A 13,906-nucleotide genomic window follows, 5' to 3' on the forward strand; every position below is an offset into this window, starting at 1 on the left:
AAAAAAAGGGCGTGTCATGGCTGAAACCGTTTTAATAATGGACAGCGACCGGGAGCATGGAGAAGCGATCCAAACCCATCTCCAGCGTCATCAGTACGATGTCACGGTGGCGGATGATGCGCAGGAAACGCTGGAACGCCTCGAAGATGAGAAATGGAACATACTGCTGGGCGATCCCCTGATCGATGAGGAAGCGGCCACCGCCAGGATTGCCGATCTACTTAAGGAAGATCCCAGTGTCCAGCTGATCGTTTACGGCACATCCGAACAGGTGGATCGGGCCATGGACCGGTTCGCTCTGGACGCGGTCGCGTATCTTGATCTGCCCATCAACAGCAAGGCGTTGATCCTGAATATGGCCAGAGCCCGGAATCATTTTCTCAAAAACCGAAAAATCGACCGGTATGTTCAGCGGTTGACCGATCTGCACACCGCCCGGAACCATTTTCTCCAGCTGTTTGACTCCGTGCCCTGTTTTATTTCGGTCCAGGACAGAAACCTGCGGATTACCGCCATCAACAAATGGTTTAAACAGCATTTCGGCAATTCTGTGGGCGGGTACTGCTATCAGGTCTATAAGCACCGGTCTTCTCCCTGTGAAAAATGTCCCGTGATCCAGACCTTTGAAGACGGTCAGATTCACAGTACCGAAGAGGTGGTGACCGCACTTTCCGGAAGGCAGTATCATGTCCTGACACATACGGCCCCCATCACGGATGAAAAAGACGAAATCACCCAGGTGATGGAAATTTCCACCAACATCACCCAGATCCGGCAGCTGCAGGACCATCTGACCTCTTTAGGCCTGATGCTCGGATCCATGTCCCATGGGGTCAAAGGGATGCTCACCGCCCTGGACGGTGGGATTTATCAACTGGAAACCGGTCTGCAAAAACAGGATGAAGCCCGGGTGTCCCGGGCGTTCGACCAGGTAAAGACCATGGCCGACAAAATCAGGGATATGGTGCTGGAAATCCTCAATTATGCCAGGTCCCGGCAGATGCAGTATGCACCGGTCCCAGTGACGGACCTGGTGGAAAGTGTCATGAAAAACATCCGGCCGGCCGCGTTGAAAAGCAATGTCATCTGCGAGGTGTTTCTGCCGGATTCACCGGGCATCATCGAGATCGACGCCGTGTGGATGGAATCCGCTCTGGTGAATTTTCTGGAAAACGCCGTGGATGCCTGTGCCTATGATCACGAAAAACCGGTTCACAAGGTATCTTTGACCATAACCGTTGAAGCCCAAGAAAGGGTCTGTTTCCGGATACAGGACAACGGGGTCGGTATGGATCAGGAAACCCGGGAGAAAATGTTCACGCTTTTTTTTACATCAAAAGGATCCCGGGGTACGGGCTTAGGTCTTTTTATCGCCCACCGGGTGATTCAGCAGCACGGGGGAACGGTTCAGGTGACGTCCGCCTTGAATCAAGGCACAAAGCTCATCATCTGCCTGCCCCGGATTCCCCCCGGCAGCATCGGTGAAAATGGTGTTAATCCGCTGCCGTCTTAGCCAAAGAAATTGTCATTAATTGCTATAAAAAATTATTTTTGCCATTGTCCGATGAAAAAAGGTATGATGTCTGAATGAGACTCACCACCAAAAGCCGTTATGGTACCCGTCTGGTCATTGATCTGGCCTTATACGGCAAAGAAAAATCCATCCCCCTCAACGAGGTCGCCCGGAGACAGAACATCTCCATCAAATATCTGGAACAACTGGTCCGGAAACTCAAGCAGGCCGGAATGATCAAAAGTCAGCGGGGACCCCACGGCGGCCATTCCCTGGCCAAATCTCCATCCGACATCAGAGTGGGCGATATTGTGCGCACACTGGAAGAAAGCACTGCCATTACCGATTGTGCGGAAACAGACGCCCGCCAGTGCGGCATCTGTAATCAGGCCGGGGACTGTCTGTCCCGATGGGTGTGGGTGAAGGCCAGCCAGGCCATGTTCGAATGCCTGGATAACATCACGGTTGCCGATCTGCTACAGCATCCCCCTTCCTAAGGGTTTGTGATATCAAAATTCAGAACTCGTATTTATAGAAGCACCCGTGCTGTCTGGCGGCCCGGGACAGAGAAAGGGCGATGGCATCCACATCGATCAGACCCGATACCACGGAAAGTGCATAGATGCCGGAAATCAGCACCACCATCCACCAGGTCCAGTAGGGGTTCAGGGCTTCCCAGGGGCCATATCCCTTATTGGGCAGCAATGGCAGCAGCACCAGGGAGTGATCTGCCGGGATACCAGGGCACTCACCCCGCCCAAAAGAAAAAGACCTTCCACATATCCACAAACATATTTTTCAATACTTAAAAACCAATGCAGCCCCTGTAAATCTGTCATAAAAACAGGCTCACAGGGGCTGCATTCAGAAATCTGCTATCAGATATTAAATGATTTAAAATTTATAATTTTTGTAATCACCCTGCAGGCCCAGATACAGGCTGACCATCATGACAATCATGATCACGGTAAACGGCAGTCCCACGGTCACGGCCACCGCCTGAATGGCGCCCAGAGCGTCCGAACCGCCTCCCACCAGCAGGCAGGCGGCAATCAGGCCCTGAAGTGTGGCCCAGAACATCCGCTGGAACCGGGGGGCATCCATTTTACCGCCCGCAGTGATGGAATCCACCACCAGGGAACCGGAGTCGGATGAGGTGACAAAGAAAATCAGCACCAGACAGATCCCCAGAAACGAGGAGATCCCGGTCAAAGGCAGGTTTTCCAGCATCTGGAACATGGCCAGAGACACTTCTCCCAGGCCTTTTTCCGCCAGCTGACCAATGCCGTTCTGGATCTGGTACAGGGCATTACTCCCGAATGCCGTCATCCAGACGATGGTGACCACTGTGGGCACCAGCAACACGGCGGTGATGAATTCACGGATGGTGCGGCCTTTGGAAATACGGGCGATGAACATGCCCACAAACGGTGCCCAGGAAATCCACCAGGCCCAGTAGAACACGGTCCAGCCTTTGTAGAATTTTTCATCCGGCCGGCCGATCCAGTTGCTCAAAGGAATGATCCATTCCGCGTACGAAACGGTGTTTTTGAACAATCCTGCAAAAACATGCAGTGTCGCACCCGTCACAATCACCAACACCAGCAGAATGACCGCCAGGACCATATTGATATTGCTCAGCAGCTTGACACCGCCGTGAAGTCCTCTGTACACGGAAAACAGGGCCACACCCGTGACCACGGCAATGATGATCAGCTGCAGACCCAGGGTGTTCTCAAACCCGAACAGAAAATGCAGCCCGGATGCCGCCTGCTGGGCCCCGAACCCCAGAGACGTGGCCAGACCGAAAATGGTGGCAATGACGGCAATGATGTCCACGATATGACCGGGCCATCCCCAGGTTTTTTCGCCCAGAAGCGGGAAAAACGTGGAACGGATGGTCAGGGGAAGCCCTTTGTTAAAGGCACAGAACCCTAAAGCCAGGGCTGTGACCGCATAAATGGCCCAGGGATGGATTCCCCAGTGAAACAGGGTGGCGCCCATGGCAGCCCGGGCCGCTTCCGGCGTATTGGGCGGTATGTTCAACGGCGTACCCCACCAGTCCGTGTAATAGGCCACGGGTTCGGCCACACTCCAGAAACACAGACCAATGCCCATGCCGGCGGCAAACAGCATGGCAAACCAGGACATTCGGCTGAATTCAGGTCTCGCATCCGGGCCGCCCAGGCGCATTTTGCCGTGTGGCAGCACAATCAGGGCCAGACAGTAAAGCACGAACAGGTTCCCGGAAATCATGAAAAACCAGTCAAAATTTTCTATGGTCCATGATTTGGAGCCGTCAAACACTTTTTTGGCTTCCACCGGGTTCCACAAGGTTAAAATAATAAAAACAACAACAATTGAGGCCACAATAAAAAAAACAGGGTGAACATCCATTCCCCATTTTTTTATATTGTCCTGACCGACTTGATAATCGGTATCAAACCTGTCTCTCATAAAAACAACTCCCCTTTTCTTAATTTATGGTTAATCCAACCGTACCATTTTCAAGATCCGTATGATTGTTGAACAGCGGTTATTTTTATTTTACGGTCAGCACCGGGCAATGGGCCTCTAAAATGACATACTGGGCTGTGGACCCGAATACCATCTTTTCCACCTTGGACCGTTTTTTAAGCCCGATGATGATCTCATCCACATCTTGTTCGTAGGCATACTGGACAATATCCTCTCCGGGTGCCAGTCCCCGGATCAGGATATGCACCTCACTTTCAATGCCGTGTTTCTGGAACACTTCCTCCCGGATTTCATTGAGGCGATGTTCCAGTTCCCGGATCTCCCGTTCCCTGGTATCTGAATCACAGGTTCTGATCAGATACACATAGGCTTTGGATTCTTTGGCCCGCTTCAAGGCTTTGTCAAGCACCTTGGAAGTCGATGTGTTCTTGTCGTAGGCAACAAGTATCTTCATGACGTTTCCTCTTATGTTGATTGGTTGAATGCCACGGCCTTCCGGCAACTGACCCCTGACAAAAACGCCGGGGTTTTTTTCAAGACCCCGGCGTTTTTGTCAGATCATAACTTTTCGGTCAATACAGGGACCACCTCAAAGATGTCCCCCACAATGCCGTAGTCGCATTTGGCAAAAATCGGGGCGTCCTTGTCCTCGTTGATGGCCACAATCACCTTGGAGGTTTTCATGCCGGCAAAATGCTGCACCGCGCCGGATACCCCGCAGGCAATATACAGCCTCGGAGACACAGTTTTTCCGGTCTGGCCCACCTGCATGGAATGGGGCGCATACCCCGCATCCACGGCAGCCCGGGAAGCGCCCACAGCCGCACCGATTTTGGCGGCACAGGCTTCCAGCATCTTGTAATTTTCCGCGGCTTTGATGGCCCGGCCACCGGTGATGATGACGGGTGCTTCAGTAAGATCGATCTTATCGGCATCTCCCTTTTTCACCTCTTTGATCACCACTTTGCCGGGATCCGCCACATCGGCTGTGAACTCTGCGGTTTCTCCGGCGGCCGGGGCCGGTTCCGCCTCAATGGCATTGGGCCGTACCGTGGCCAGAAACACCGCAGCATCCACCTTGAGGGTGGCAAAGGTCTTACCGGAAAAATGGGATTTTTTGGCGGTTTTCGCCTCAACATCCAGGGCCACACAGTCCGACACCAGAGGCAGGTCCATGAGCGCGGCAAGGCGTGCGAACAGATCCTTGCCTGCAACAGATGCCGTTCCCAGCAGCGCGGTCAGATCATATTCCTTGACAGCCGCTGCCAGGGCCCCGGCCAGCAGGTCCGGGCCGGCAGTGATATCACCGCCGGATGCCGCCAGTTTGACTATTTTTGCCGCCCCGAATTCCGCCAGTTTATCCTTCAGGCCTGCCGGGTCGGCATCGGTTACCAGCGCAATGATTTCCTGGCCTTTTGCAGCGGTCATCACCCCCAAAGAGGTGTCTTTGACCGCGCCGTTTTCAGTTTCGATTAATATGCCAGTCCTGGCCATAACAACACTCTCCTTGTTTTATAAAACCTTTTCATCTTCCTTGAGAACCCGGATCAGTTCAGTGACCTGTTCTTCCACAGATCCTTCAATCATTTTAGCGCCGGATCTTTCCGGCACGGGCTCCAGTTTTTCCAGGGTCACGGCACCGGCCGCAGCATCGATTCCCAGATCCGCCAGGCTCATCTGATCAATTTTCTTTTTCTTGGCTTTCATGATATCCGGAAATTTGGGATATCTGGGCTCATTCAAGCCTTTGGTGGCCCCGATCACACAGGGCAGGTTCATTTCGATCACCTGCTTGTCACCGCCGCCCACTTCCAGTTCCGCCACGGCTTTGCCGCCGTCCACGGTCAGTTTGCTCACCTCATTGACCACGGGCAGGCCCAGGTATCCGGCCAGGCGGTACTGGGTCTGAAAGGCTTCCGTATCCACGGATCCCTTGCCTGTGAAAATGAGATCCGGGAGTCCGTCCTTTTCCATGGCGGCTTTCAGGGCTTTGGCCGTCAGGGCTGCATCCAGGAACTGGCCGTCCGTGGTCACCAGGATGCCTCTTTCCGCGCCCATGGCCAGGCCCGACCGGATGGTGGCATCTGCCTCGGGTTTTCCCACGGTGACGATCACCACCTCACCGCCGTTTTTCTCCACCAGTTTGACCGCTTCTTCAATCCCGTATTCATCATACGGGTTGACCACAAACTTGATTTCCGAATCCTTGAATCCGGCTTCTCCCTCAATTTTGATGGTAGCGGCCGTGTCCGGCACATGTTTTACACACACACAGATTTTCATATCTTAAACCTCAAACTATCGATGTTAGCTTTTCATTTTTTCGTTTTTGGGATCATACAAAGGCATGGCCGAAACTGTGGCAATGCGCTTGCGTCCCAGTATCTCCACTTCCAGCCGGGTTCCCTCTTTGGCGTGCTCCGGCGGCACATAGCCCAGGGCAATGCTTTTTTCCACCCGGTGACCGTAACCGCCGGACGAGGTCATGCCGACCCGCTCTTCTCCGGCAAAAATCGGGTTGTACCCGAACGCATCCGAATCCTTGACATCCACTACCAGGCACACCAGTTTCCGGGGAATGCCTTCGTTTTTCTGTTTTTCCAGGCCTTTTTTACCGATGAATTCCTTGTCCATTTTCACGGTCCAGGCCACATTGGTTTCCAGGGGGGTATGATGGACATTCATCTCACTCTTCCATGCCAGGTAGCCTTTTTCCAGGCGCATGGAATCCATGGCATACATGCCGATGAGCCGGATGTCAAAATCCGCACCCGCGTTCATAAGATCTTGATACAACGTGATCTGGTGCTCAATGGGATGAAAAATCTCAAACCCCAGTTCCCCCACATAATTCATGCGGTTCACCCGGCATTTGGTCCGGCCCACGAAAATCTCTTTGGAGGTGCCGAACTTGAACACCTCGCTGGACACATCATCGTACGCCACTTTGGCGAGCACGTCCCGGGATTTGGGTCCCACCAGAACCAGGCATCCCATCTGATAGGTCAGATCTTCCATGCCCACGGACCCGTCTGCGGGCAGATTTTCGATCATCCAGTGCTGGTCGTGCTTTTTGCCCACAGAGGCGGTCACACAGAAAAATTCGTTTTCATTGACCCGGCTCACGGTCATGTCCGTCTTGAAATTCCCGTTCGCGTCCAGCATGGGGCTCAAGGCGATACGGCCGTCTTTTTCAGGTACCTTCTGGCAGGTCATGTGATTGAGCCAGGCCTTGGCACCGGGGCCGGAAATCTTTGTTTTGGCAAACCGGGTCAGATCGATGATGCCCACTTTTTCCATCACATGCTTGCATTCCGCGCCCACGTGCTTAAAGGCATTGGATCGTCTCCAGTTGGGTTCTTCATACCCGTCTTCTCCTTTGGGCGGAAAATAGTTGGGGCATTCCCAGCCGTAGTAGTCCCCGAACACGGCATTGGCCTGTTTCTGGTATTCATAGATGGGGGAGGTCCGGTTGGGACGGGCCGCATCCCGGAACTCATTGGGATAGATGGTGGCATACAGGCGCGCATACGTGTCCGCGATCTTTTCCGTGTTGTATGCCCAGTTGGCAAAAGAGCCGTACCGCCTGGAATCCATGGGCCACAGATCGATTTCCGGCTCGCCGTTCATGATCCAGCCGGCCAGGTAATGACCGATGCCCCCTGCCTGGGTGATGCCGAAGCTGTATCCGCAGGCATGATAAAAGTTCTTCAAGGGTGCGGCCGGTCCCACCAGGGGTTCCCCGTTGGGAGTGTAGGTGATGGGGCCGGCGGTGATGTGCTTGAACCCGGTGTCCCCCAGAATGGGAAACCGGTCGATACCGGCCTGAATGCAGTCGGCAATGTTGTCCAGATCCGGATTCAGTTCCTCCTGGGCATAATCCCAGGGCACGCCACGGCGTTTCCACTGCTGGCCGTTGGCTTCATACATCCCCAGAATCAGGGAATCCATTTCCTGGCGCAGGTAGATGGATTTGTCCGGGTCCCGCACCAGGGGCAGGTATCCTTCGGCTTCGTCTATGGCCTGAATTTTTTCATACAGGATATGGGTATGGGCAATGGCAATGGAGGGAATTTCCAGGCCCACCATTTTTGCCACTTCCGGGGCCCACAGGCCGGCGGCATTCACCACGTGTTCACAGGTGATGTCGCCTTTGTCGGTTTTCACCACCCATTCACCGTTGGATTTCTGATAAATGCCGGTGACCTGGGTGTGCAGGTTGAATTCCACCCCGTTCTGCCGTGCCCCCTTGGCCATGGCCTGGGTCACGGAGTTGGGGTCCACATCCCCGTCATCCGGCCAGTACAACCCACCGATCAACCCCTCAATTTCCATGTAGGGATGCAGTTTTTTCATTTCCTCGGGAGTGACGTAAGACACATCCAGACCCAGACACTGGTGCATGGAATAGGCATACCCCAGTTCATCCATCCGGCCCGGGTTGTCTGCCGTGCGGATGGAGCCCGTGGTGTGCCAGCCGGCCGGCTGGCCCGTCGCTTTTTCCAGCTCCTTGTAGATCTCGATACTTTTCATGTTCACCTGGGTACCGTAATAGTTGCCATGAAAAAAGGATACATTTCCTGCCGCCATCCAGGTAGAACCGGAGGTCAGCTCATGTTTTTCCAGGAGCACCACATCGTCTTTCCATCCATATTTTGCCAGGTGATACGCCACGGATACACCGATGACGCCGCCACCGATCACGACTGCTCTTGCATTGGTTTTCATTGTTGTTTACACTCCTTTGTTGTTTGGTACACTATATTTTTGCTTCTCTACCATTTAAAAAATATCGCAACGCCCGGTTTTTGGGCTGCCGGATATGGGTGTCGTAAAAATAGGAAAAACCGCCCGGGTAATAGATCATCACCAGGATAAGGACCAGGGCATAAATGACCAGATTCAAGCCGGGCAGATGGGACAGGGTGGATCTCACGATCTCCATGAGAAAAATAAACGGAAAGGCCACCACAGCGCCCCCCCACAGACTGCCCCGCCCCCCGATATAGGCCACGGCCAGAATCTCCACAGTCTTGGAGGTATGCATCATGTCCGGGGTCAGAATGCCGTAGAAATGGGCGTAAAATCCGCCCAGAACGCCTGCGATGGCACAGGACATGGTGAAATTGAACACCCGGTAGAAGATCGGATTGATTCCGGATGTCCTGGCGGCATCCATGTTCTGGGCAATGGCCTGGAATGCCAGGCCCATCTTGGATCTTACTACCCATTTGCATATCAGGTAGGTAAGATACACCAGAATGATGATCAAAAAGTAAAACGGAACATTGGATTCCGTCTCAAACAGGCGCGGGGTTCTGAGCCCTAAAGGCCCTCGAGTGAGCCAGACCATCTTGATGGCCAGCCCCATGACGGCCAGACCGAAAAACCAGGACAGGCACGCCGCAAAAATGCCCCGCAGCCGCAACGAAATCATGCCGATGATCAACCCCAGGACGGCCGATGACACCCCGCCCGCCAGCATGGCGATCCATGGGGACAGCCCGGCATTGATCACCAGCAGGGCGGAGGTATATCCCCCGGTGCCGGCCACTGCCATGTACCCGAAATTGACGATATTGATATATCCGGCCGTAAAATCAAACCCCACACTCATGGCCGCCACAAACCCGCAGTAGATCAGCCACCTAAGCATGTATTCCTGGTTGAACGGCGGAATAAACGGCAGGACCAGCAGCAGGATCAGGCCGGCCAGTCCGATGGGTGTCAGGCACAGCCTGTCCAGGGCCCTGTCAAAAAGATTCATGTTCAGATCATTTGTTGTCGGTTCCATACTGTCTCCTATTTATCAAGAACACCGCGGACATCCGACCCGAAGATCCCGCTGGGTTTAAAAATCAGAATGAGCATGATCAATGCCGATGGTACGACAAAATCCCATCCGGCCCCCACATATTCCATGGTGATCACCTTGAGCAGGGCCACCATAAAGGCACCTGCCACGGCTCCCAGGATATTGCCCAGGCCCGAAAGAATGACGACAAACCATGCCATATAAAGGGGTTCCAACCCCACGGTGGGATAGGATGGATACATGAACAACAGACTGCCGCCGGCCACGCCTGCCAGGGCACAGGCCAGAGAGATGGTAAGCATCACAATTTTTTCAATGTCAATGCCCACGATTTCGGCCCCGGTAATGTCCTGGGACACGGCCCGGATGGCCATGCCTGTGCGGGTATAGGTCATGAACAGATAAAACAGGGCCACGATCACGGCGGATATGATAAACGCCAGGGCCCGGTCCAGGGAAATATACGCCCCTGCGATGGAAATGGGCATGCCCTGCCAGTATCCCACAATGCCTTTAAAATCCGCCCCGAATATAAGCTGGTGCAGGTTGACGAGCAGTACACTCACACCCACAGTCAGCAGGAATGAGTTCATGACCCAGTTATCCGTGGAGCGGCGGCGCAAAGGGCCGAAAACCAGTTTTTCAGAAATCGCGCCGGCGATCGCGCCGCCGATGAGAGCGCCCAGGATCGCGATGAAAGGACCGAATGTCACCAGCCAGGAGTCCGGGTGTTCCAGAATGAATTCACTGATGGGGGTGAATATATAGTAGGCCGTGAGGGAGCCGATCATAAAATACTCCCCGTGGGCGAACATGGGAATATTCAACACTCCCAGCATCAGGGTCAGGCCCGTGGCCACCAGGGCCAGCATTCCGCCGGTAACAACCATGTTTACCATAAGATAGGGGCCGGCGTCGATGGTGGCAGCCACGGCCACCACAATACTGATGACAATGGACAAACCCGGGGCTGATTTCAACCAGGTCAGTGTATCTGACATATTATGTTTTGACATGAATCTATTTCTCCAAAATCTGATTAAACACCCAGGAACACCTTTTTCACATAGCTGTCTTCCGCCAGATCCGCACTGTTGCCTTCCAAACCGACTTTACCGTTTTCAAGAACATAACCGCGGCCTGTCACGGCCAGGGTTTTGGTCACATTCTGTTCTACCAGCAAAATGGTCACCCCGTTTTTGATCAATACATCCAAAGAGGCAAATACACTGGTGGTCAGCTGGGGTGCCAGCCCGAAAGAGGGTTCATCCACCAGCATGAGAGACGGGTTGGACATCATGCCCCGGCCGATGGCCAGCATTTTGCGTTCTCCCCCGGACATGGTGCCGGCCAGCTGTTTTCTTCTTTCCGCCAGGCGGGGAAACAGCTCGAATACGAAATCCAGACGTTCATTCTTCAGGTGTTTTTCTTTAATGGTGTAGGCCCCCATGTACAGGTTTTCCTGCACCGTCATGTTGACAAACAGGTTCATCTCTTCGGATACAAAGGAGATGCCTTTTTTTGCCACGGCCGACCCTGACAGGCCGGTGATATCTTCCCCATTGAAAACCACACTGCCGCTCATGGGAGAAATCAGTCCGGCAATGGTTTTCATGGTGGTACTTTTTCCGGCACCGTTGGGGCCGACAATGCCGACATATTCTCCTTTGTCAATCTGCAAAGAGACATCCCGCAAAATCTGCAAGTATCCGTACCCGGCATTCAGGTTTTTGACTTCTAACAGCATAAGGTCTCCATTGATAATTGTGTTACAATTGTTTGTCTGCCTTATTCGCCCAGATAGGCTTTGGTCACTTTTGGGTCATTGGCCACTTCCTGGGTAGGGCCTTCGGCAATCTTGGTGCCGAACTGAATGCACAGAAGCCGGTTGCAGACCGCCATAATCAGCTGCATGATATGTTCGATCATGAGAATGGAGATCCCTTTTTTGCTGATTTTATGAATGATTCTCATGATATCCTTGAGTTCACCTTCGCTCAGCCCGGATGCCAGTTCATCCATGAACAAAAGCTTTGGACTGGATGCCAGCGCCCTGGCCAGGTCCAGGCGTTTAAGCTGTACCGTGTTCAACTGTTCCGCCACCACAGTTTCTTTCATGGGAAATTCCACAAATTCGAGCATTTCTCTGGAATGGGCCACGGGATCTGTGATCTTTCCTGCAGGATTGCCGAAAATGGTAGCGGTCATCACACTCTCAATGGCCGTCATTTTGGGAAACGGGCTGGGAATCTGGAACGTGCGGGACAACCCCAGACGGCACATTTTTTCAGGCGTCAGACCCGTGGTCTCCTTGCCAAACATTGTTACCGTTCCTGAAGTGGGTGGATTCAGGCCGGAGATCGCATTGATGAAGGTGGTTTTCCCGGCACCGTTGGGTCCGATCAACCCGACGATATCTCCCTGGTTGATTGTCATGGAGACGGCATTCACGGCTGTCAGTCCGCCAAATTTTTTGGTCAGGTTCTGGGTTTCCAATACAATCACGTCGTTATATTCCTTACATTTGAGTCGTGTTGAAACAAACAGAGGATTGAAACAAGTTTCAATCCTCTGTTTCCAGGATTCTTGCCGGTTATTTCATTTCAAAGTCTTTCTGTTTCCAGTCTTCCGGAAAAACGATGTATCCTTTTCCCGCCTTGTACTGAAGGATGGGGAAAAAATAAGCCTCCGGACCCACGACCATGTCCGGCATGGTTTCCGGTGTATATTTGTACTCATTCATGATGATGGCGCCATCAGCCTTGGTGTAGGTGAGTTTGCCGGTATTGACTTCTTCCACCATGATATTGTGAATGGTTTCCTTGTCCAGTTTTCCATGCACTTCATAGGCCCTGTTAAGAATCTTGATAAACATGCGGATACCGTCATAGGACAGGCCACCTGAGGACGGGCTGGGATTGAACCCGTATTTGGCATTGACATCCTTGGCCCACTGCTTGGCTTCGGCTGTAGTCAGCTGGGGAATGGAGTCCAGCACATAGTCGGACCCCGGGCCGGTCATTTTATACCAGTCGCCGATCCATCCCAGACCGGATGCAATGAGAACCCCTTTGTTGCCGACTTCTGCATACTGCTTGACAAATGCGGTCAAAGACGGTGCGGCCGTGGATGTACCGGCCAGCAGCTCGACACCGGCACTTTTGAATTTTGAAAGCAGCGGATAAAAATCGGTCTGGGTGATGGGAAAATATTCTTCCGAATAAATTTCCCAGCCACTGGCCAGCAATGCTTCCTTGTAAGCCCCGCCCGCACTGCGGCCCCAGTCGGTGTCTTCGCCGTAGATGGCCGCCAGTTTCTTTTTGGGCGTCCAGGTGCCGTTTGCAATGACCTCATTGATGCATTCGATGTAGTTGCCTTCCAGTTTGGCAGGTACGGGCCAGCCTTTGCCGCCCCAATAGGAGTATTTTTCCGGATCCGCCTGCCATTTTTCGTTGACCACTTCCGATGCGCCGAAACCGAACATATGGGGCACCTTGTACTGGGCCGCCACATCCATCACCGAAACCGCCACAGAGGAATGCCAGTTGAGCACGCCAGCCTGAATCCCTTTGCCTTCTACGGCTTCGGCATAGGCGCTGGCCGCTCTTGCCGGGTCAGACTGTGAATCCACCCACACCACTTCAATCGTGTAATCACCCACCGTGTAATCAATGGCTTCCATAGCCATTTCCACAGAGGCCTTGAATTCCTTTCCGTTCTGGGCGGACGGCCCGGTAAACGGCCCCAGTACCCCCACCCTCAGATTCTTGTCAGCGGCAGACACCTGCCCGCCGGCAAAAAACAACACGGCCATGAAACATGCGACAACCTGTAGAATTTTTTTCGTACCCATAACAATCTCCTCCAAAAATTAAGGTTCTTTGTTTGCGATCTTTCGCATACCCGCCAAACGTTGGTTTTAATGCATGCAGATTATGTACCAGCTATTCATGACATTTCTCGGAAAACCCATTTATTGCCTTATTAAATTTAGGAAACCTTGATATTTCTGATAAAATTTTAATGTTTTTTTTCTAAAAACCAAACATCACGTCTGCCCGCCAAAGGCAATCTTTGACAAAAGATTAAAAAATTTTTCG

At 52.9% G+C, this 13,906-nt stretch carries 13 protein-coding genes; 2 read left to right on the forward strand and 11 right to left on the reverse strand.

Going from position 1 to position 13,906, the window contains the following annotated elements; genetic code table 11:
• Positions 1 to 16 precede the first annotated feature (16 nt).
• Together K365_RS0122730 and K365_RS0122735 are read left to right on the forward strand one after the other, a co-directional pair.
• Positions 17 to 1,513: a hybrid sensor histidine kinase/response regulator gene (locus K365_RS0122730; RefSeq protein ID WP_024336450.1), complete on the forward strand. Its 1,497-nt coding sequence runs from the start codon at positions 17 to 19 to the stop codon at positions 1,511 to 1,513.
• A 74-nt stretch (positions 1,514 to 1,587) separates the two neighbouring features.
• On the forward strand, positions 1,588 to 2,010 hold the full coding sequence (locus K365_RS0122735; protein ID WP_024336451.1) for an RrF2 family transcriptional regulator: 423 nt from the start codon (positions 1,588 to 1,590) through the stop codon (positions 2,008 to 2,010).
• Between the two features lie 19 nt (positions 2,011 to 2,029).
• On the opposite strand, the gene K365_RS0122740 is transcribed toward K365_RS0122735, so the two are convergent.
• The 11 genes from K365_RS0122740 to K365_RS0122790 all read right to left on the reverse strand — a co-directional run bounded on the left by K365_RS0122740 (position 2,030) and on the right by K365_RS0122790 (position 13,659).
• A complete protein-coding gene (locus K365_RS0122740) occupies positions 2,030 to 2,230 on the reverse strand; it encodes a hypothetical protein (protein ID WP_169432911.1) in 201 nt (66 codons plus the stop codon).
• A gap of 177 nt (positions 2,231 to 2,407) precedes the next feature.
• Positions 2,408 to 3,970: a BCCT family transporter gene (locus K365_RS0122745; RefSeq protein ID WP_006964461.1), complete on the reverse strand. Its 1,563-nt coding sequence runs from the start codon at positions 3,968 to 3,970 to the stop codon at positions 2,408 to 2,410.
• An 85-nt stretch (positions 3,971 to 4,055) separates the two neighbouring features.
• On the reverse strand, positions 4,056 to 4,445 hold the full coding sequence (locus tag K365_RS0122750) for a universal stress protein (RefSeq protein ID WP_006964459.1): 390 nt from the start codon (positions 4,443 to 4,445) through the stop codon (positions 4,056 to 4,058).
• Between the two features lie 104 nt (positions 4,446 to 4,549).
• Positions 4,550 to 5,485 carry an electron transfer flavoprotein subunit alpha/FixB family protein gene (locus tag K365_RS0122755; protein ID WP_024336453.1) on the reverse strand — a complete coding sequence of 312 codons (936 nt, stop codon included), beginning with the start codon at positions 5,483 to 5,485 and terminating at the stop codon, positions 4,550 to 4,552.
• An 18-nt stretch (positions 5,486 to 5,503) separates the two neighbouring features.
• Complete coding sequence (locus K365_RS0122760) at positions 5,504 to 6,274, reverse strand: electron transfer flavoprotein subunit beta/FixA family protein (protein ID WP_024336454.1); 771 nt, start codon at positions 6,272 to 6,274, stop codon at positions 5,504 to 5,506.
• 24 nt (positions 6,275 to 6,298) lie between these two features.
• Positions 6,299 to 8,719: a GcvT family protein gene (locus K365_RS0122765; protein ID WP_024336455.1), complete on the reverse strand. Its 2,421-nt coding sequence runs from the start codon at positions 8,717 to 8,719 to the stop codon at positions 6,299 to 6,301.
• Between the two features lie 31 nt (positions 8,720 to 8,750).
• Complete coding sequence (locus K365_RS0122770) at positions 8,751 to 9,785, reverse strand: branched-chain amino acid ABC transporter permease (protein ID WP_024336456.1); 1,035 nt, start codon at positions 9,783 to 9,785, stop codon at positions 8,751 to 8,753.
• 8 nt (positions 9,786 to 9,793) lie between these two features.
• Positions 9,794 to 10,822 (reverse strand): branched-chain amino acid ABC transporter permease, encoded by a 1,029-nt coding sequence (locus K365_RS0122775; RefSeq protein WP_024336457.1) that lies wholly within the window; start codon positions 10,820 to 10,822, stop codon positions 9,794 to 9,796.
• A gap of 23 nt (positions 10,823 to 10,845) precedes the next feature.
• On the reverse strand, positions 10,846 to 11,553 hold the full coding sequence (locus K365_RS0122780) for an ABC transporter ATP-binding protein (RefSeq protein ID WP_029725722.1): 708 nt from the start codon (positions 11,551 to 11,553) through the stop codon (positions 10,846 to 10,848).
• A gap of 41 nt (positions 11,554 to 11,594) precedes the next feature.
• Positions 11,595 to 12,311, reverse strand: a complete 717-nt coding sequence (locus K365_RS0122785; RefSeq protein WP_024336459.1) for an ABC transporter ATP-binding protein — start codon at positions 12,309 to 12,311, stop codon at positions 11,595 to 11,597.
• 88 nt (positions 12,312 to 12,399) lie between these two features.
• Complete coding sequence (locus tag K365_RS0122790) at positions 12,400 to 13,659, reverse strand: ABC transporter substrate-binding protein (protein WP_024336460.1); 1,260 nt, start codon at positions 13,657 to 13,659, stop codon at positions 12,400 to 12,402.
• Positions 13,660 to 13,906 lie beyond the last annotated feature (247 nt).

It is taken from the genome of Desulfotignum balticum DSM 7044, from assembly GCF_000421285.1.
In the GTDB taxonomy this organism is placed as follows: Bacteria; Desulfobacterota; Desulfobacteria; order Desulfobacterales; family Desulfobacteraceae; genus Desulfotignum; species Desulfotignum balticum.

Excerpts from the sequence above, each read along its gene's own strand:
- K365_RS0122730 (WP_024336450.1), top strand. The coding sequence starts at position 17 with ATGGCTGAAACCGTTTTAATAATGGACAGCGACCGGGAGCATGGAGAA.
- K365_RS0122735 (WP_024336451.1), top strand. The coding sequence starts at position 1,588 with ATGAGACTCACCACCAAAAGCCGTTATGGTACCCGTCTGGTCATTGAT.
- K365_RS0122745 (WP_006964461.1), bottom strand. The coding sequence starts at position 3,970 with ATGAGAGACAGGTTTGATACCGATTATCAAGTCGGTCAGGACAATATA.
- K365_RS0122750 (WP_006964459.1), bottom strand. The coding sequence starts at position 4,445 with ATGAAGATACTTGTTGCCTACGACAAGAACACATCGACTTCCAAGGTG.
- K365_RS0122755 (WP_024336453.1), bottom strand. The coding sequence starts at position 5,485 with ATGGCCAGGACTGGCATATTAATCGAAACTGAAAACGGCGCGGTCAAA.
- K365_RS0122760 (WP_024336454.1), bottom strand. The coding sequence starts at position 6,274 with ATGAAAATCTGTGTGTGTGTAAAACATGTGCCGGACACGGCCGCTACC.
- K365_RS0122765 (WP_024336455.1), bottom strand. The coding sequence starts at position 8,719 with ATGAAAACCAATGCAAGAGCAGTCGTGATCGGTGGCGGCGTCATCGGT.
- K365_RS0122770 (WP_024336456.1), bottom strand. The coding sequence starts at position 9,785 with ATGGAACCGACAACAAATGATCTGAACATGAATCTTTTTGACAGGGCC.
- K365_RS0122775 (WP_024336457.1), bottom strand. The coding sequence starts at position 10,822 with ATGTCAAAACATAATATGTCAGATACACTGACCTGGTTGAAATCAGCC.
- K365_RS0122780 (WP_029725722.1), bottom strand. The coding sequence starts at position 11,553 with ATGCTGTTAGAAGTCAAAAACCTGAATGCCGGGTACGGATACTTGCAG.
- K365_RS0122790 (WP_024336460.1), bottom strand. The coding sequence starts at position 13,659 with ATGGGTACGAAAAAAATTCTACAGGTTGTCGCATGTTTCATGGCCGTG.